General features: G+C 44.5%; 19 protein-coding genes and 1 tRNA gene. 8 read left to right on the top strand and 12 right to left on the bottom strand.

Annotated elements, in window-relative coordinates:
* Nucleotides 1-7: 7 nt before the first annotated feature.
* From LP107_RS08980 to LP107_RS08965, 4 genes are all read left to right on the top strand, one after another.
* On the top strand, nt 8-1,456 hold the full coding sequence (locus LP107_RS08980) for a M16 family metallopeptidase (protein ID WP_112742108.1): 1,449 nt from the start codon (nt 8-10) through the stop codon (nt 1,454-1,456).
* Nucleotides 1,457-1,814: 358 nt separating this feature from the next.
* A complete protein-coding gene (locus LP107_RS08975) occupies nt 1,815-3,284 on the top strand; it encodes a M16 family metallopeptidase (protein ID WP_264676219.1) in 1,470 nt (489 codons plus the stop codon).
* A 291-nt stretch (nt 3,285-3,575) separates the two neighbouring features.
* On the top strand, nt 3,576-4,277 hold the full coding sequence (locus LP107_RS08970; protein WP_078275358.1) for an IS1 family transposase: 702 nt from the start codon (nt 3,576-3,578) through the stop codon (nt 4,275-4,277).
* 54 nt (nt 4,278-4,331) lie between these two features.
* The gene (locus tag LP107_RS08965; protein WP_078273730.1) at nt 4,332-5,051 is read left to right on the top strand and encodes a 16S rRNA (uracil(1498)-N(3))-methyltransferase; all 720 of its coding nucleotides are present in this window, start codon (nt 4,332-4,334) and stop codon (nt 5,049-5,051) included.
* A 1-nt stretch (nt 5,052) separates the two neighbouring features.
* Here the strand turns inward: LP107_RS08965 and LP107_RS08960 are convergent, their stop codons facing one another.
* The 8 genes from LP107_RS08960 to LP107_RS08920 form a co-directional block, all read right to left on the bottom strand.
* Entirely contained in the window at nt 5,053-5,400 is a 348-nt protein-coding gene (locus LP107_RS08960) for a RidA family protein (RefSeq protein ID WP_078273731.1), read from the bottom strand.
* A 115-nt stretch (nt 5,401-5,515) separates the two neighbouring features.
* Nucleotides 5,516-6,775 carry a D-amino acid dehydrogenase gene (locus LP107_RS08955; RefSeq protein WP_264676220.1) on the bottom strand — a complete coding sequence of 420 codons (1,260 nt, stop codon included), beginning with the start codon at nt 6,773-6,775 and terminating at the stop codon, nt 5,516-5,518.
* A 340-nt stretch (nt 6,776-7,115) separates the two neighbouring features.
* Nucleotides 7,116-7,958 (bottom strand): CPBP family intramembrane glutamic endopeptidase, encoded by an 843-nt coding sequence (locus tag LP107_RS08950; RefSeq protein WP_264676221.1) that lies wholly within the window; start codon nt 7,956-7,958, stop codon nt 7,116-7,118.
* Entirely contained in the window at nt 7,959-8,846 is an 888-nt protein-coding gene (locus tag LP107_RS08945) for an alpha/beta fold hydrolase (protein ID WP_264676222.1), read from the bottom strand.
* Nucleotides 8,847-8,958: 112 nt separating this feature from the next.
* Nucleotides 8,959-9,043, bottom strand: a tRNA-Leu gene (locus LP107_RS08940).
* 63 nt (nt 9,044-9,106) lie between these two features.
* Nucleotides 9,107-11,653 carry a TonB-dependent receptor gene (locus tag LP107_RS14335; protein ID WP_078273735.1) on the bottom strand — a complete coding sequence of 849 codons (2,547 nt, stop codon included), beginning with the start codon at nt 11,651-11,653 and terminating at the stop codon, nt 9,107-9,109.
* A 125-nt stretch (nt 11,654-11,778) separates the two neighbouring features.
* On the bottom strand, nt 11,779-12,291 hold the full coding sequence (locus tag LP107_RS08925) for a TonB-dependent receptor (RefSeq protein WP_264676223.1): 513 nt from the start codon (nt 12,289-12,291) through the stop codon (nt 11,779-11,781).
* A gap of 28 nt (nt 12,292-12,319) precedes the next feature.
* Nucleotides 12,320-13,177 (bottom strand): TonB-dependent receptor plug domain-containing protein, encoded by an 858-nt coding sequence (locus LP107_RS08920; RefSeq protein ID WP_264676224.1) that lies wholly within the window; start codon nt 13,175-13,177, stop codon nt 12,320-12,322.
* A 325-nt stretch (nt 13,178-13,502) separates the two neighbouring features.
* Between LP107_RS08920 and LP107_RS08915 the strand changes: the two genes are divergently transcribed.
* From LP107_RS08915 to LP107_RS08905, 3 genes are all read left to right on the top strand, one after another.
* Complete coding sequence (locus LP107_RS08915) at nt 13,503-14,165, top strand: hypothetical protein (RefSeq protein ID WP_228157798.1); 663 nt, start codon at nt 13,503-13,505, stop codon at nt 14,163-14,165.
* Nucleotides 14,166-14,477: 312 nt separating this feature from the next.
* Nucleotides 14,478-15,062, top strand: a complete 585-nt coding sequence (gene orn, locus LP107_RS08910) for an oligoribonuclease (RefSeq protein ID WP_078273737.1) — start codon at nt 14,478-14,480, stop codon at nt 15,060-15,062.
* 55 nt (nt 15,063-15,117) lie between these two features.
* Nucleotides 15,118-16,044, top strand: a complete 927-nt coding sequence (locus LP107_RS08905; RefSeq protein ID WP_078273738.1) for a matrixin family metalloprotease — start codon at nt 15,118-15,120, stop codon at nt 16,042-16,044.
* A gap of 467 nt (nt 16,045-16,511) precedes the next feature.
* Here LP107_RS08905 and LP107_RS08900 read toward each other — a convergent pair whose 3' ends face one another.
* The 4 genes from LP107_RS08900 to hslO form a co-directional block, all read right to left on the bottom strand.
* Nucleotides 16,512-16,778, bottom strand: a complete 267-nt coding sequence (locus LP107_RS08900) for a hypothetical protein (RefSeq protein WP_078273739.1) — start codon at nt 16,776-16,778, stop codon at nt 16,512-16,514.
* Nucleotides 16,779-16,797: 19 nt separating this feature from the next.
* Nucleotides 16,798-17,160 carry a hypothetical protein gene (locus LP107_RS08895; protein ID WP_264676225.1) on the bottom strand — a complete coding sequence of 121 codons (363 nt, stop codon included), beginning with the start codon at nt 17,158-17,160 and terminating at the stop codon, nt 16,798-16,800.
* Nucleotides 17,157-17,393 (bottom strand): hypothetical protein, encoded by a 237-nt coding sequence (locus tag LP107_RS08890; protein WP_264676226.1) that lies wholly within the window; start codon nt 17,391-17,393, stop codon nt 17,157-17,159. The genes LP107_RS08895 and LP107_RS08890 overlap by 4 nt, the downstream gene beginning before the upstream one ends.
* Before the next feature lie 97 nt (nt 17,394-17,490).
* Nucleotides 17,491-18,393: an Hsp33 family molecular chaperone HslO gene (gene hslO, locus LP107_RS08885; RefSeq protein WP_078273741.1), complete on the bottom strand. Its 903-nt coding sequence runs from the start codon at nt 18,391-18,393 to the stop codon at nt 17,491-17,493.
* Nucleotides 18,394-18,747: 354 nt separating this feature from the next.
* On the opposite strand from hslO, the gene aat reads away from it, so the two are divergent.
* A complete protein-coding gene (aat, locus tag LP107_RS08880) occupies nt 18,748-19,485 on the top strand; it encodes a leucyl/phenylalanyl-tRNA--protein transferase (protein ID WP_115369650.1) in 738 nt (245 codons plus the stop codon).
* Nucleotides 19,486-19,600: the final 115 nt, after the last annotated feature.

The raw sequence follows: 19,600 nt of genomic DNA, 5'->3' as shown, positions 1-19,600 counted from the left end.
ACAAATCATGAAAAAAAATTTTTATCATTTTATTTTATCATTGGGATTGATGACGTTACTGACAGCTTGTCAGAGCAAAGTAACGCTCTACTATTATCCAGTACCGCCAGAACAAACTCAACCTACAAGCGAACTTCGCCTCCTACAAAACATCCACGAATACACTCTAGACAACGGCTTGCAAGTCGTCATCAAAGAAGACAAACGAGCCCCTGTGGTCATGACCCAGATTTGGTATGGCGTGGGGGCGAATGATGAGCCTGTGGGCAAGGGCGGATTGTCGCACTTTTTAGAGCATTTAATGTTCAAGGACACGCCCAAGGTATCCAGCGATGAATTTAGCCGTCTTATCAGTCATTATGGTGGCAGCAATAACGCCTACACCAGTTCGGACGTTACCGTTTATCATGAGATTTTGCCCGCCAATCGCTACGCCCTAGCGTTGGAGCTAGAAGCCAACCGCATGAAAAACGTCCTATTTAAACCCGAACAGATACAGAGCGAACGCCAAGTTGTTCAAGAAGAACGCCGTTCTCGTACGGACGACAACCCCATGGCAAAAGCGTGGGAGAGGTTTTTACCATTCGTCTATGGCGACACGCCACGGGGTCGCCCCATTATCGGGAGCATGGCGGACATTGAGAGCTTGACCATGGATGACCTAAAACACTGGTACGCCACATGGTACGTCCCCAACAACGCCACGCTTGTTATCGTGGGCGACGTGGACAAGGACGATGCCCTAACCCATATCAAAAAATATTTTGGCGACATTCCCAAAGGCGACCCCGTACCCGCCCGAGACCCTGCCCAATTCATCCATGCTGATGACCTAAACGCAGGCAAAGGCGGTGTGAGCGAACGCCATGTCGTCATTAAAGAAGCCGTCCAAGTTCCCACGCTGATTTTGGCATGGCAAGCCCCGACTTTATCTAGCCTAAAACTCACCAACCGCCACACCGCCGACAATGAGCGAGAGCTGTTGGCATTGGGGCTGTTTGATGACGTGCTAAGTGGCGGAGCGTCTGGGCGATTTGCCAAAAATTTGGTCAAAAAAGAACTCGTTACGTCTGTACATAGTAGTTACGACAGTACAGGCTATGGGGACGGCTTTTTTATGGTCATGGCAACGCCAAAAGCAGGGGTGAGCCTTGATGAAACCAAACACCTTGTCTTAGATGAGATAAAACGCACCATGACCGACCCCATTGACCAAAAAGAGCTTGACCGTTCTATGGTTGCCACAAAAACCGCCTTGGTGTTTGCGTCCGAAGGTGTATCAGGGCAGGCAAGTTTATTGGGAATGCTAAAAAATGAAAATATCCCTTTTGGCAAAATCCAAGAAGAATTGGCAATCCTGCCCACCATTAGCACCGATGAAATTAAAAATGCAGGCAAAAAATACCTAAGCGATGAGCGTATGTATAGTGCCTATATTTTGCCAAAAGATGAATAATAGATTATTTTTGGGGTTTGAAAAGTTGATAAAAATTATGGGCAAAATTTAAATAAAAAATTAAATTTTACCAAAATCATTTTATTTAAAAGATAAATTGATACACTCTACAAAATGAAAAAGTACCACGGTTTCCGTTCGTGGTGAGCTAAGTCGAACCATGACGGAAACTGACCTGAAGGCAAGCTTGTGGCGAACGGTTTCCGTAGCAAAATTCAATTTTGTTAGCTGTATTAAATTTGGATATTTAAAAAATGAACAAGACATTTTTCCAAAATTAACCATGACAATCAATTTAAATAAAAATGATTTATATAAAATCAACAATTAAAACCCCAATCCAATATCAGGAAATCTCATGAAAAAACTTACCCCAATTGCCTTAACCTTATTGCTTATCAGCCACACCACATGGGCGGACGGTCATCATCATGCCCCTGTCGCCCCAAGCGATAAGCCCTTGCCCATGCTTGACAGTCTAAAAGATGACAAGCCACTGGACTTAAAAATCCCACACATGGAGCGGTTTGACGTGGACGGCGTGCCTGTGATTTTTACGCCCATTGACGAGCTACCGATTTTGGACATTAGCTTGACCTTTAAGGGCGGTTCTGCCAAGGACGACACCATACGAGCGGACGGCTACGGCATTGCTGGCATGACCGCCACTATGATGACCCAAGGCACAACCCACCTAGACGAGAACACATTTGCCGAAAAAGCCGAACTGCTGGGCGTGGTATTTGGGGCGACTGCCTACCGAGACACGTTTGTTTATGCGTTTAGAAGTTTGTCGGACGACAAAGAGCTGTATCCTGCCCTTGATTTGTTTGCCGACATGATACAAAACCCCCGTTTTGATGAAACTATCCTAAAACGCAACCAAGCCCAAGCGGACATCGGTTTTGAGCGTGCCAAACAAAACCCAAGCCATCTGGCAAGTGTTGAATTTTTAAAAACCCTATACGGCACACACCCCTACGCCATCCCCACAGGCGGAACACAACAGAGCGTGGCGAGCATTAGCCGAGATGACCTAATCGCCTATAAAAACAAATACTTAACCAAAGGCAACGCCCACATCGCCATCACAGGCGACATCAGTACCGATGACGCACGCACCATCGCCAAACGCCTGATAAATGCCTTGCCCCAAGGCGAGAGAGCCACCGACTTGCCCACGCCCATCGCCCCCAAGCCACAGCACGTCCATATCCCCTATGATAGCACCCAAACGCACGTCTATATCGGACACATGGGCGAAAAAAAGACCAAAGATCCTGTGGAGCTACAAAACCGCACCAGTTTTAGCCTTGCCAACAGCGTACTGGCAGGGGGCGATTTTAATGCGTATCTCATGAAAGAAATCCGAGACAAGCACGGCTACACCTATGGTATTACGGGCGGTATGACGACATTTGATGAGCGGGGTTATTATCGTATCAGTTTTTCTACTCAGACCGACAAAGCCAAAGAAGCAATCATCAAAACCTTACAAGTCATTGAAAACACAAGAAAAAATGGCATAAAAGACAGCGAATTTAACCTAGAACGCACCAGTCGCAAATACGCCTATCCCATGAGCCTTGCCACCAACTCAGCCATTCATAGCACGGCAAGCCATTTGGGTTATGATAATTTGCCCGACAGTCATATCACTGATTATCTGGTGCGACTAGACAAGGCGACATTGGATGCGGTCAATCAATCGCTAAATACCTATATCCGCCCTGATGAATTTATCATCGTTACCATTGGTAAAGAAAAACCTGATTTATCAAGTTTGTTTAAACAAGATAATAAAAAAGGGTCGAAAAAGGTTGATTAAAATATTGTTTAAAAAGAAATGATTTATTTTTGGATAAATGCGTAGAGGAAAATTTAAATTTTTCAATGTAATATATCAATTTGGATAAATTAAATTTACCCCCATGTACCTAAATCGTAAATTAACCATACCTATTTTTTTAAATAAAATAAAGATAAAATTGGCAAATAAAAATCAATAGAATGCTAAAATCATTTTATATTTACCAATTTATTTTTGGCAGTGGTTCAAAAAGTATGCTGTAACAAAAACTAAAAAGACAACTTAACCAAACAGTGGTAATTTACGGTTATGAAGACGACAATTACCATTACTTGCCCAAGTTGCCTATGTCATAGTATAAAGAAAAATGGCGTAAAAAGCTATGGCAAACAAAATTATTTTTGTAAAAATTGCCACAGACAGTTTGTCCAACAGTCAGAACTAAGCTACAAGGGCTGTTATTCGCACATAGACAACAAAATACGCTTAATGCTTGCTCGTGGGTGTAGCATTGCAGATATTGTGGTAATTGAACAAGTGAGCAAAGCAAAGGTGCTAAGTGTACTCACAAACAGCAACCACAAAATCAAACCCAAACAACAACATTACGACACCTTAGAAGTGGATGAGTTTTGGACTTATGTTGGTAACAAGAAAAACAAAGTTTGGCTCATCTATGCTTATGACAAAGGCACAGGTGAGATTGTTGCTTTTGTGTGGGGCAAACGAAACCTTGCTACTGCCAAAAAACTCAAAATACAACTTACCCAACTAGGCATTACTTTCAACAAAATTGCTTGTGATGATTGGGATAGCTTTTTAACTGCCTTTAAGCACTCTTTAAAACAAGTTGGTAAACGCTTTACTGTGGGTATTGAAGGCAATAACACCAGACTGAGAACCTTCGTCAGGCGAGCATTTAGGAGAACTTGCTGTTTTTCTAAAAAGCTAGAAAACCATTTCAAAGCATTTGAGTTGGTGTTTCATTATATTAACTATGGTTGGGTTTAGCATACTTTTTAGACCAGAGCCTTATTTTTAATAAATCATTTAAAAGGCGATTTCATGCGTTTTTTTGTAGATATGCCCCTAGCCGTACATGATACGATAACCCTGCCTGATGACGTGTATCATCATTGGACGAAAGTTTTGCGGGCAAATATTGGCGATACTGCCACGCTCTTTAACGGGCAAGGGGGCGAATATACCGTCACGCTCACTCGCATTGACAAAAAGTCTGCCCATGTGCGTATAGATGACTTTAACCCTGCCAATCGCACCCTGCCTTATCGTGTTACCCTAATCCAAGCGATGAGTAAGGGCGAGCGTATGGATTATACCATCCAAAAGGCGTGCGAGTTGGGCGTGTCCGCCATACAGCTCATCACCACCGAACGCTCCGAGCGACTCAGGTATGAACGTGATAACAAAAAACTCATTCATTGGCAAAAAATCGCCGTCTCTGCCTGTGAGCAATGTGGGCTAAATATTATCCCTGCCATTTTACCCCCTGTTACGCTGTCGAGCTATCTAGCAAGTTGTACCGATGAGCTAAAAATTGTCATGAGCCTATCAGACGACACGCACCGCTATATTCCAAAAGCCCCCTTGCCGTCCACGATTGGCATACTGGTCGGTTCAGAAGGCGGGCTGTCTGATGATGAGATAGATGCGTGCCATAAGCATGGCTTTTTGTCGTGGACGATAGGCGAGCGGATACTTCGCACCGAGACGGCAGGGGTGGTAGCGTTGGCAGGCTTGCAGGTGGTGGGGCAAGTGGGCTAAACTAAACCGCTGCCGTTACCACAATCTCAATAAGCCAGTTTGGATTAACCAAATTTGCCTGAACCGTGGCACGAGTGGGCGGAACATTGCCTGCTATCCAAGCGGTGTATTCGGCATTAAATTGTTCAAAGTCGTTTAAATCTTTGATAAAGACTTGGGCGGTCAATAGCTTGGATTTGTCTGTGCCTGCTTTGGCGAGTGCTTTGTCAATATTGGCAAGCACTTCACGAGTTTGCCCGACAATGTCAAGGCTATCATCGTCAGGCACTTGCCCTGCCAGATATACCACGCCGTTATAAATGGCGATTTCGGTAATGGTTTCGTTGCTGTCAATTTTTTGAATGTTCATAATATTTCCTTAAAATAAAAAGATGGATAAAGAAGTTAAATTTGATACACTTTACAAGGGCGAATAAATCAACCTTGCCGCTTAAGGCTATTTGGTGCGGCAAATTTGTTTATTTTTATTTTTGATAACGGCTTATATTTAAGCCCTCCAATGAAATCTCAGTTTGTTTGCCTGTAATAATATCACAAAGCAGTTTGCCAGAACCACACGCCATCGTCCAGCCCAGCGTGCCGTGTCCTGTGTTGATAAATAGATTATCAAACTTGGTTGCTGTTGCTCCGATAATCGGCGTGCCGTCTGGGGTCATTGGACGCAGACCCGTCCAAAACTGTGCTTTTGGCAAATCACCACCATCAAACAGGCTTTTTGTGACCATCTCTAAGGTCTCACGGCGAGCAGGATTTAATGACAAATTAAAGCCCGACAGCTCCGCCATACCGCCCACACGAATGCGATTATCAAAGCGAGTAATGGCGATTTTGTAAGTCTCATCGAGCACGGTAGAAACAGGGGCTTTTGTTTCGTCCACGATTGGCACGGTCAAAGAATAACCTTTGACAGGATAAACAGGCAAATCAAGTCCCAAATCCTTTGCCATCACCCGAGAATAACTGCCGAGTGCCAACACAAAACCGTCTGCCGTCAAGGTTTCGCCCCCTGCAACCACGCCTGTCACTTTTTGATTTTCAGAGATAATTTTGTCAATGATGGTGTTAAATTTAAATTCTACGCCCAAAGTTTTGCAATGTTCGGCAAGGCGTTTGGTAAATAAATGACAGTCGCCCGTTTCATCATTGGGTAATCTTAGACCGCCCAAAAGCGGAGCGGTAGCATAAGCAAGTGCAGGTTCAGCCTTGATAAGCCCATCTGCGTCCAGTATCTCATAAGGCACACCACATTCTTCTAACACTTTGGTATCAAGGTGCATGGCTTGGATTTGGGCGGGTTTACGAAACAGCTGTACCGTGCCACCTGTACGATGTTCATAGCCAATGCCAATCTCATCACGTAAGGCACGGATGCAATCACGGCTGTACTCTGACACTCGCATCATGCGTTCTTTGTTGATTTCATACCGCTCGGCATTGCAGTTGGCAAGCATTTGTTTCATCCATGCCAGTTGAAAGCCTGTGCCATCAGGCGTGATGGCAAGGGGAGCGTGCTTTTGCATGAGCCATCTGACCGCCTTTTGGGGGATTTTGGGGGCAGCCCAAGGGGTTGAGTAACCAGGGGAGATTTGTCCGGCATTGGCAAAACTTGTCTCCATCGCCACATCCGATTGGCGGTCTATGACGGTAACTTTTGCCCCTGCTTTGGCAAGATAATAGGCGGTGGTCGTGCCAATCACGCCCCCACCCAAGATAATGATGTCCATAAAATACCTTGATGATGACTTGTAAGTAAATTAGGGTGTGCCTGCCTTTGGTATTTGCAATGAAAAATGCCTGTTTAAAAAAGCAGGGGAATCGCACGTTTTTCAAGGGAAAAAACTTGAGGCTGTGAGTTTTCTATCAGGCAAATTTTTGACTTCAAGCCACAAGATTTAGCCATTTTTCATGCAAAAATTGATTAAAATTGTCAAATTTTCATCGTATTTTATAAAAATGCTATCAATGGTAGGCATGCCCTAGTATGTTTCCCAGTTAAAGTCTGTAATTAGGGTGTGCTTATAAATAGTATAACAAGCTCTGATGACAAAGAAAAGGGCTTTTAAGTCAGCTTGCCAAATACACCGCCATCGCCATGCCATTATTGACCATGTGCATGAGTATTGCCATGATGAGTCCGTATTTGACACGGATATAGCAAAATAGCAACGCCATGGCAAAGATGACCATCATGCCAAGCAGGTCGTATTGTAGATGAACGAGTGTAAAGAGCAGACTGCTTATGAGACTTGCCATGAGTGTGGACTTAGCGATGGTAAAACCGACCAGACGGATGGGGATTTGCTCGGCACGATGACGATGAAGCAGTCCGCCAAATATCAACCCCCGAAACACCAGCTCTTCGTAGATGGGGGCGACCACCACGATGGCGAATATGAGCAGGGGCAGGGACTCATCTGTGATAAGCCCATCCAAAAAATCCATGGGCGAGCTGTCCAAGGCGGTCAAGATAATCTCACTTACCGCCATAAATGCTATCATGCCTATTAGACTGACGACAAAACCCCGAACGCTTATCGCCTTTATCCCAAAAAACTCCCCCCAGTGATGAGCTGATGGGGGCTGATGGGGTGTGCCGTGGCGTGCCGTTTTGCTTTTAAATAGCACCAAACCTACGGCAAACAGCGTAAAGGCTAGGGCAGTGATGAAAACTGAGATGGCGACCACCACGCCGTTATTGGAGCCGAGCATGATGAGCGTGGCGACATTCAGACTGCCTGCCTGCTCATAATAAGCCAGTGAGCCGATATACACGCCAATGATTTGTAAGGCAAACATGCCAAACAGGCAAAATAAGCACAGCCCCACCACGCCCACTGCCGAAAAAGAAATGGCAGGGCGTGGAGATGGCTTGCTCATCTGTGGGGCGGTTAAGTCATGATGGAGCATTTAGTGAGCCTTGATTTGTTGGGCGATGGTGTCTAGCACGAGATGGGCGGTGCTGTCGGGTGTCTCCAAAGGGAACATGTGCGAGCCGCCCACATAGATGACTGGCACGCCCCAACGGTCGTGGATGGCGTGGTATGAACCCATGTGGGTGAAGTGGCTGTCCTTGCCAGCGATGAGCGTGGTGGGGCGGTAGATGGTCAGTGACTTCGCCCAGTATAGGGATGGAATGGTGCGAAAGATGGCAAGCTCGACCGCCTTGGGGATGGCGAGCGTGAATTTGTCGTCTTTGGCGGTCAGTCCATGCTGGATGTAGCCGTCAAAGGTGCGTGCGTCAAAGGCTCTAAACAGTCCCTTTTGGCGTAGACTGTCATGGGCAATCTGCCTGCTGTCAAAGGTGTCTTTGCGGTATTTGGATTTGCTGGCAGGCGAGATTTTATCGACAAAATAGTGATGAAATCTGGGCAAGGGGCGTAGGGCGTTGTCCATGACTTTAGATAACTGATAAGCTAGGCTCATCTTGCCCATAAGTAGGGATGGGTCAAGGGCGATGACTTGGCTGATGTGCGTGGGGTCTTTATCACACGCCTGCATGGTCGTCACCGCCCCCACAGAATGCCCCACGGCAACCAGCTGTGGCACGCCGTGTTTGTCGCACGCCTCACGGATGCTGTCTAGCACTTGCTCGGTCAGTCCCTGCCAGTGGTTGTCAAGTGGATAATCAGGGTGCGTGCCAAAGAGCTCAATATACTCAATACTAAACACCTGTTCCCAATGCTCAAACAGCGGTGCATAGACCTGACTGGGAAAACCATTGGCATGGACAAAATGCAGTACAGGCTTGCCTGTCAAGGTAGATGTGGGCAGGGTATCAAAAGGCGTGGTCGTCATGGGTTGTCCTATCAAGTGTCATGGGATTGGGTCATTATTGTGTTTATGAGAACAAATGTCAAGAAATTTACACACAAAAAAACCCAACCGCTTTCACGATTGAGTTAAAACATGGTGGGGACGGAGAGACTCGAACTCTCACGGGTCGCCCCGCTGGAACCTAAATCCAGTGCGTCTACCAATTTCGCCACGTCCCCGAATGTGTGGGGTATTATACACGATTTTTGGCAGGGGTCAAGTGGTTTTTGCAAATAAATGCGTCAGAATTTAAAATTTATCCCCAAACTAAAATTCCTGCCCATTTGCGGAATATAAGGCAAATGCGTTTCGTGGGCATAGACTTTTTGGTCTAACAAATTATTAGCATTAAAGAAAATTGAGTAATCCAAACCGCCTTTATAATTTTGATAATTCACGCCCATATTTAATAAATGATGACCTTTGGTTGGGGCTTCAAATTTGGAAACTTTATTTTGGTCAAAAGTGCGAACATATTCCATACTGCCCGACCATTTATCATCAAAATCGGCTTTGACTTTTGCCCCCAGTCGCATTGGCGGTAGGCGTGGCGTGGTGCGGTCTTCTTGGTCGGTGTAGGTTTTGATTGCAGGTTTGCCCCACGATGCTGGTGTATAATCAGAGACAATCGGTGGCATATCGTGCAATTTGCCTTTGACATAATCGCCAAAAACAGACGCATAATAAGTGTCATTCAACTGATAACCAATGCTCGCTTCCGCCCCATAAAATTTGGCAGGGCTTTGGTCATAACGGTTAATGCGTAATTTTTTAAGATGATTAACCCTTGCCGTGCCGAGATATTCGTTAATCGTGGACAAATAAATATAATTGTCAAAATCATACAAATACCCCGTCACTTTATAATCCAATTTATCGCCAACAAACTTTAAACCCAGTTCATAATTATTGGATTTTTCTTTGGTCAAATGCCGATTGCCAATTTCAAAAGAATTGGTGGCAAGGTGCATTCCGTGCGTATAAAGCTCTTGGCTGTTGGGCAAGCGTTCTTGGTGCGATGCGTTAAAGGAAAGCGTATAATTTGGCAAAAACTTCCAATGTACGCCAAGTGCATAAGAATGGGCGGTGTTTTTATGCGGTTTGGTGGCGTTGATGGCATAATCGGTCGCTTCTTTTAATTTGTCCGCATCCAATCTTAGACGGCTACGGTCTTGCATTATTTGTACAATGTGGTCGGTATCATAATCCATTGCCACTTTTTGTTTTTCTAGGCGAGTACCAAGTTCTAACTCCACATTGCCGACATTGTATTGCCCCATTGCAAATAGGGCGGTATTTTTTAGTACATTTTGGGTCAAAAGCTGGCGTTTTCGCCATTCAGTTTGGGGCGACAAGGCACTGTTGTCCTGCTCTGTATATTGTACACCCCACAAGGCTTTGGCATTTTTAAATGGCGTATGGGTCAGCTCCACACGAGCCACTTTGCCCTTGTTCATAAATGAAGTATTAACGACATCACCTTCTTTTTCATCGTGTTTATAATCCACATAACCAACATTGGCACGCACTTTGTCCACAAATGGCACAGGATTGTCCCATTCACTACGCAAATCATAACGGCGAGTGGTCAAATCCACAAAGGGCGTGCCGTGTTTGTCGTGCTTTTTGTGTACGCCGTGCGAGTGGTTAAAATTCTCGTGGGCGTGGTCGGCACAGTCGGGGCGTGGGTTGATATAATTGACATCGGATTCGTCAATCAGCTGGGGATAAGTCGCCAAATACGGTCTGTCCCACAAACTGTCAAAAATAGAAATCACCCCACAGCCTTCATAAATGGCGTTGTGAGCAGGCAAGCCGTATTTGTCTTTTCTTTCGCTGATTGCCACGCCCACATAGCCTTTGTTGCCAATCCACGACAGCCCAGCACTGCCCGATTTTGAGTCCGCCCAGCTTTCGGGCAAATAATCAAAATGATAATGCTGAATGGTGGACAAATCTTGTTCTAATATCGCCTTTTGAGCCAAATAACCTGCTTCATCGCTGATAAAGTAGGTCTTATCTCGCCAAGATAGGGGTGTGCCGTTTTTGATTGCTTGCCATTCTTTTTCTAGGGCGGCTAGGCGTTCTGGGGCTTTGACATAGCGGTCAATTTGATTTTCATTATCAAAAGTGGTGTATTGATAATTGGGCGTGCGATAATTGCCTGCCGATTTGTGCAAGCCCTCCAAATGCACGGCAACATTTTGCCCAAGCCCAAAAGTAATCGCCCCTGTGCCAAGTTTTTCATTATTACCCGTATTAAAGCGAATGCCTGCTTCACCCGTAATCGGCTTGTTGGGCAGTTTGGTGGGGATTTTGTTGTCCACAATATTGACCGCCCCTGCCGAATTGCCTGATTTATATAATAAAGTGCTGACCCCACGCACCACCTCAGCTTGACGTGCAAGCACCGTATCCACCATCACCGCATGGTCTGGCGAAAGATGTGCCATATCAATGACATCGGCATTGTTTTGCAAAATGGTAATGCGTTTACCTTCTTGCCCACGAATAATCGGTGCAGAAGCACCCCCACCAAATTGATTGGAATGAATGCCAAGCTCGCCGTCCAAAGCATCGCCCAAAGTTACTGCACGCTGTTTTAGCACTTCACTTTTTATAACCGTGTCGCCGACTTTGCGCGTACCTCCCAAAGCAAGGCTTTCTAAGGGTTGGTGCTTAATATTAATGATTTCATGCTCAAGTTGAACTGTTGGCACATCATCGGCGAGGGCATGATGGCTTAAAATCAGTAAAATAGCCAACGGCAAACGCTTATAAGCAGTCATAAGAAAATCTCCATCAATCAAAAATAAATATTATAACATAACATTAAGTATAGTTACAATACAACAAAATAATTGACAAATAAACAAAACCCGCCATCAGGGCAGGCTTTGTTACTGGGCATTAACTAGAACTCATAGGTTAGCGATAACGCGTAGTTACGACCGGGGGCAGTATAGCGGTTAAAGCCATGACCTTCACTGTCCACCAAACTATTGACACTGGTTGTGGCAAACTGACGTAAGGTTTCCCATGGAATGTATTTTTCATTGGTGATGTTATAAATGCCTGCATTTAAAATCCAGTTTTTATCCTTGCCAAATTTCTTCGACCCATAAACATCAAACAGTAGAGTGGATTTACTACGATTGACCACGTCATAGATCTTGACCTCTTCTGTGTAGCCGTCCGCCACCCTATCAATTTTATAGTAATCGCCCACAGCGCTGTCATAATCATAAAAACCACCATAACTACAAAAACCTGCATAGAAAGTGCTATTACAATAAACTTTGTCTTCTTTGTATTTAAGTCTGGTGTCTAAATATTTGGCATCGGAGGATTTTTTGGCTTGAGTATAACGTACCTTGCCATGAATCTCCCAGTCATTATTTGGGCTATAATAATTAAGACCAAGCATGAACATACCTGGAACCGCCGCTAGGGTATTAACCTCTTTTACACCACACCCGATGATTATCATTGATATGATAATAAAATTTTGCAAGGACGCTATCTTGCTCATAGGCTAATGCATCAGGATGAACCAGACTGGTTGTGCCGTTAGGCATCTCATCAAGGCTAAACTCGTAAATTGGATTGAGTTTATTTTTATCATGGCGCTTCATGTCATGATTTTTCAGCTCATGACCCTCACGATGAGCATAATTTAACAAAAACTCCGCTTTATCATACACGCCTGCCAAGCCCACCGCGGTCAACAGCTCTTCGTTTTTGGTGGTGTAACCCACTTTGGCATAACCGCCCAAATTGCCATTTTTGACCATACTAACAGGCTCTTTGGTCATATAAGATACCGAACCACCAACTGCACCTGACCCTGAAAGTAGACTATCAGAGCCTGTAGCGATACGCACATTACCCATCATCTCTAAGTCTGGGTTAAATCGTCCTTCGTATTGATAGCCGTAAGGAGAGAATATTTCATTCACCTCCACTTCAGGTAGTGCCACGCCATCAATGTTCATCGCCACACGGTTGCCATCCACACCACGAATGGCAAAGCCTTTATTGCCATAACGACCCACTTCTGCCACATCTACTTCGGTGTTATAACGAACAAGATCTTGGCTGTTTTGTGCCATTTGTTCGTTGAGTTCACGGCGAGTTACAATGGTTTCGCCCACTTCCTCTTGGGGTGTGCGACTAATAGTAATCGTCTCATGTCCAAGATGAACTTTAGGTTCTAGGCTGTCATCAGCATGAGCCTGTATGGTGTGGCACATCATGGTGGTGGTGATGAGTAGGGCGAGCAATGATTTTTTGGGGAGGTTGTATTGATGCATAGAGCCATGCCTATAAAAATAAAACAAATGTACTGTGGTTATTATCAAGCTGTAAGAATACATACAAAATGACAACAAACAAGGTACTTTACCTTAAAAAATTATCTTTGTAAATAATAACAGTTATTATCTTTATATTTATTTGTAAAAATCTAGCAAATGCTTTTATTTGATGTTTGGGTGTTTATCGTTTAAAAAATAAGCGTATGATGATGGATAAAAGGGAAGTACAGCTTGGCAGTTTACTTGAAATTTGCCGACATAATCGCCATAATATAAAGATGGTTTTTAATGATATAAAAGTACGCTAAGAGTAGGCAATCTTATGGCAAAGCAATCCGACAAGCAGGCAGAGCAGGGCGTGATGACAGATGATGTGTCTGTCTCTACCCAAACGCACCCGCAAGACAAACCCAAACGCACCCGCAAGAAAAAAGACCCAGCAGATGTCGCCCTTGATGTACAAGTAGGCGATGTGTCAGCGGTGAGCGACACCGCAGGTCAGCCAAAAAGCACAAAAGCAAGAGCTAAGGCAAACCAAAACAAACCAAAACAAACCAGAACCAGTCAAGCCAAAAACACCGAAGATGCTGACAATCAAGCCAAAAGCCAAACCGACAATCAAACTGCCAAGCCAAAACGCACCCGCAAAAAAGCAGTCAAGGCAGACATCAGCGAAGAAACTCATGCACAGCAGGGCGATGAGTTAGCCACAGATGAGCGGGGCAGACCACGTTTTGGTGCCAAAGAAGCCATTTTGGAATTTGTTGAAGTGGAGAGTGGCTCGCTCGTCCTGCGAGAAGTGGGGACGGATGAAGCGTTGGTGAGTATTGCCTTTGCTGATAAGGTCAAGGACATGGTTGGAGCGGAGCATATCCAAAGTATCGGTCAGCACATGATTTCGGCGGCGATAGCCACGGTCATGGAACGCCAAATGCGACAATACCATGCCCATGTCTATGACGAAGCTCCCAAGCGATTTAGTTGATTGGCTGGTTAGGGCGTGCCTGCCCTTTATAACACTATTTACAACATAGAAATATTTTACAAATAAATCAATCGTTTTTGCATGAAAAATGGCTAAATCTTGTTTTTCATCGTCAAAAACTTGCTTGATAGAATAACTATCAACCTGCGTTTTTTCCTTGAAAAACGTGCGATTTCCCCTATTTTTCATTGCAAATACAAAAGGCAGGCACGCCCTAAAAGTGGGGCGGTTGTCCCATTTTGTTTTTATTCCTTGCTTTTTCTTTATAATATCAGATTGTCCAAGAGATAATTTACCCAAATTAGGAACATCATGTCCAAGATTCATATCACGCACCCCAAACCCACCCAAAAACCCAAAAAAGCACTCATTTGGATTGACTTAGAAATGACAGGGCTTGACACCCAAAAAGATGAGATTATTGAGATTGCGACCATTGTTACCGATGATAATCTTAACATTCTTGCCGAAGGTCCTGTGTTTGCCATCAAAGTCCCCGATACGGTGCTAAACGGCATGGACGAATGGTGTACTCGTCAGCACCGAGAGTCGGGTCTTACCGACCGTGTCCGCCGTAGTGCGGTAACATTGGCAGATGCCGAGCAGGCGACCATTGAATTTTTGTCAAAGTGGGTGGATAAAGGGGTGTCACCCATGTGTGGTAATTCCATTTGTCAAGACAGACGCTTTTTGGCAAGACAAATGCCCACGCTTGAAGCGTTTTTTCATTATCGTAACTTAGATGTGTCTAGTGTCAAAGAGTTGTGCTATCGCTGGCGACCTGATGTCGCTCGTGGCTATCAAAAGGGCGGTACGCATCTGGCGTTAGATGATATTAGAGATTCTATTCGTGAGTTACGCCATTATCGTGAGCATTTTTTTAAATTGCTAGATTGATTTTTAAATTGCTAGATTAATTTGACGTTAGTCATTCTCTGATTTGAATAAATAAATGACGTTATTAAAAATCATTCGGCTGATGATATTGGCAGGCGTGGTGTTGGTGCTTGGGTTTTTCTCCTATCAGACCCACACCGAGCCACAGGTTCGCTACAACAGCTTGATTCATCGGCTGACTTATCCGACCGATTTGCGAGTGCGATATCGTATTGGCGATGTGGATGAGCGTTTTGGGCTAAGCCGTGATGAAGTCAAACGCCTTGCCCATGAAGCGGTGATGATATGGCATGACGGCACAGGTCGGCAGTGGTTCGTCTATGATGACAGTGCAAAAGTAAGTATCAATCTCATCTATGATGAGCGACAAATGGAAACTACAGCACGCCAACAAATCAAGCAAGAGCTTGACACGCTGCAACAAAATCACAAGCGAGATTCGGACAATCTGGCACGCCAAAGACAGGCGTTGCATGATGAGTTTTACCATTTGCAAACCGAGCTGACCGCTTGGCAAGAGCAATATAACCAAATCATTCATCTTATTAATCACACCCGTGACCCAAACGAACGCCAACGCTTGCTAGGCATAGAAAAGCAGTTGCGAGCCAATCAGCAAGCCCTAAATGCCAAAATTGACGCTTATCAGCTCTCCCAAGACGCCTTTAACCAAGCGGTAGATGGCATTAATCATAAGGCGGGGCATATCAATCACGCCATTGACCATGCCAATGCTCGCCTAACGCCTCGAGAGTTTCATAAGGGGCAGTTTGACGGGCATAAGATTGATATTTATGAATTTGAAAATATCGATGATTTGCGGTTGGTGCTGGCTCATGAGCTGGGTCATGCCCTTAGTATCGGGCATAATGATGACCCGACCGCGCTGATGTATCCTTATGCCAATGAGCAGGATTTGCATAATTTTGAGCTAAAACAGGCGGACATTGATTTGTTAAATGAGCGGACGTTGTATCGGTAGTTTATTGTTAATTAAAAAAACTTTTGTTTAATATAATTCACTTTTGGCAAATTCACCTCATGACTGCCATGATACGCTTGCATGGTGTGTATTATGATTTGCTCGCTTGCTACTTATGCCAAATAGATTGCTTACATAACCAATCGTGCTTTTGTGCTTTTTATAATAAAGACCGTCATCACTAAATTCCACATAATACAACACGATTTTGTACCATGTTTGGGTGCGTTGTTTTATCTCGGCATGATAAATTCTATCAAAACCGATGACCGTTTTTTCACGGTCGGTATAATGCTTGATAAAAGCGATATGCTCTTAATCATCGTCTCATGATGTCGCCACATAAGAATATGAGCGTACAACAAAAACAAGGCAAATCTGGCAAATATAGTCTGCCAACTTTGAAATAATACTGTGTCAAACTCGCTCTTAGTAATACTTGTACAACTTCGCTCGTTTTCCTTGTCTTATTTCAAATTTGTTTGACTATAATAAAAAATCACCGTAACGGGCAGGGCGTTTAAAAATGACTGATTGCCCATAAAAATATTGAGCCACACATTGCCAAGGCTGATTGCCAGTACACCAAATATCAACAACGTTGGCAAATGCTGTAATAGCACCATGCTGTCATCAAACTCATGGCAAATCGGGTAATTCCTAGGGTGCTTTGGGTAAAACTCATACATGACCGAAAAGCCGTCTTTGGCGATGTCGGCGGTTTTACCGTCCATGTGGGTGGGGTTGGTATGGTCAGATTAGGCGGTCTATACTAGGTAGTTCAAAAGGTGGGTAAGCGGACATATCCACGATGACAATCTCATCATCAAAACGCTGATAATGCAAAATGTATTCACTGGCCATGTCGCCAAATTCGCCTGCATAATCAGGTATACCGATATGATAATGCCACAGGCGATAGGCTTGGGCATATTTGACTTTTTGTAGCCAATTTGGGTCATCAGTGGGGACATTGTCTGATGATTTGTTGCGTCCTTGCAAGTTGTTAAGTCCAAACTGTTTGACGTGTTCTACGAACAAACCGATTTTAATTTGGTCGGCTTTTGGATAATTTTTTAGCCATAATTTAAATTGTGGGGTAAAAATAACTTTCATGAATTTACCCATGCCAAAAATTCATCCATATCATCAAAATCAGGCACATCAATACGTCCGCTTTTAATAGATTGGTCTATGCGTGCCAAATCAAAATTAAAATCGCCATTGGCATAACTTGGATTGACCGCTTGCTCTAAGGTTTTGACAGCAAAGGCGTGTGATGATATGCCTTGTTGTTTGGCACGGTACTCTACCATCATTTGTAATTCTTGGGGGATTTCTACAATCATGACATCTCCATGATAATAATATATCGCCGATTATACCAATATTTTTCACCAATAAAAACCCACTGTATGACAGTGGGCGTTGGTGGGGTGGGACGTATCACGCAAATAACTGCTTAATATCATCTTTATCAAAACGGTATTCCCTGCCACAAAACCCACAATCGAGCGTGAGTGTACCGCCATGAGCATCCACGACTTCTAAGGCTTCATCATGCCCTAGTTGCAAAATCGCCCCTTCGCTTTTTTCGGGCGAGCAAGTACAAGCAAAGCCAAGCGGGGTGGGTTCGGGCAGTACTACGTCTTCTTCGTGATACAGGCGATATAGGATTTCATCGGCAGGCAATTCGGTCAGCTCGTCCGCCTTGATGGTGCCAGTGAGTACGCTTAGTCTGTCCCATAGGTCAGGGTCGTTCTCTTTGTCAGCGTCTGTTTGGGGCAACAGTTGCACGAGCAGTCCGCCTGCTGTGGTCTCATCGGTGGCAAGTTTGATGATGGTGGGGATTTGGGCGGATTGTTTTTGGTAGTGGGCTAGGCACTCGCCTAAATTGTTGCTCACACGCTCGACAATGCCTTGATAACTCTCGCCAAAGTTAGGGTGAATGCTGATAAATAGCACGCCTGTTTTGATGACGGCAAAAGCGTCATCACTGGTGCAAAGTGATTGCCAAAACGCCTGTTTGTCATCGCTGTTGTCAAAACTTGCCAACGCACGCACCGCCCCCAGCTCTTGTCCTGATGAGTGGTCGCACTCTGCCATGGCAAAACGCAGGGGCGAGCTGTCGTCTGATGATTGCAGTTGAATGGATAATTTGCCGTCAATTTTGAGCGTGCCGATGAGCAGGCTTGCCGACACCAACATCTCACCCAATAAGGCTTTGATGGCAGGGGGATAATCTTTTTGGCTAATCACGGTGGTAAAACTGTCGGACAGTCGCACCACATCGCCACGCACGGGCGAATGCTCAATAAAAAAGCGTTGGCGATAATCTTTATTTAACATAATGTTTTCTGTTTTGTTGAATTAAAAATAACACTTGCCATTAATGGGGGTGTGTTTTAAAATTTAAAGCGGTCTGAATGATGGGTTGCTGGTGGGGGCAGATTTTTGTTTTATAAAATTGATTTAAAATATTATCAATAGTAGGAATGCTCCAAGATGTTTTTTTAAAATGATAAATGAGAAAATAAATTTACCCAAACTCACTGATTAATCATAAAATTGTTCAGTTGAAAGATATATTGTAAAATTTGCCCCTACAAAACCACCCATGGGTATATTGAATTAACAATACCAATCATAATTTATCACACCTTATTTTTTACTTTTTAAATTTTTAAATTAACCTTTTTATTTATGATAAACATTCACCAAATCCACGCCTTAGCCGATGATTGCCCTTATGATCTTAGACAAGGGGTGCAAACCTTATCTGATGACCAAGAATGTTTGGGCGTGGGGGCGGATTTGTCGGTGGCAACGCTGTTGCATGCCTACCGCTCTGGGGTGTTTCCGTGGTTTCATGATAAACCAATAGCGTGGTGGTCGCCCAATCCCAGATGTGTGCTAACGCCCAGCGACTTTATCCCTAAAAAATCGCTCATTCGCAAGGCTCGCCAGTCCACATGGACGCTGACGACCAATCACGCCTTTGCCGATGTGATACAGGCGTGTAGTGAGCCACGAGCCTATGCCGATGAGACGTGGATAGGGCATGAGATGATACAGGCGTACACTGCACTGCACGAGCTTGGTGTGGCGGTGAGCGTGGAGATATGGCAAGGTGAGCCACAAGCTAGTGCGTTGATAGGCGGGCTGTATGGGCTAAATATCGGGGCGATGTTCTGTGGTGAGAGCATGTTTCATCGGGCAACGGACAGCTCAAAGGTGGCATTTTGGGGGCTCATGCAGTTATGCCAACGGCAGGGCGTGGCACTCGTGGATTGCCAACTGGAAAATTCGCACTTGATGAGTTTGGGGGCGAGCCTGATGGGTAGAGATGAGTTTTTGGGTCGGGCGGACACACTCATGCAAAAGGACGTGGCAGGACTGGGCGGACGGCGATTTGTCATGGCGGTGCGTGAGCTGTGTTGATGGGTTGGTGTTTTTGTATTGCTATCTTTGTGTCCTGCTGTTTTATCAATTTTATACCACAAAATTTATTTGATAAATTTATTTTAATATGACAAAAATCATTCCGTCAATTAAC

This window comes from Moraxella bovis (genome assembly GCF_025985205.1).
GTDB lineage: Bacteria > Pseudomonadota > Gammaproteobacteria > Pseudomonadales > Moraxellaceae > Moraxella > Moraxella bovis.
The sequence above is the reverse complement of the archived record's forward strand: the minus strand, read 5'-3'. Positions and strand labels throughout refer to the sequence as shown.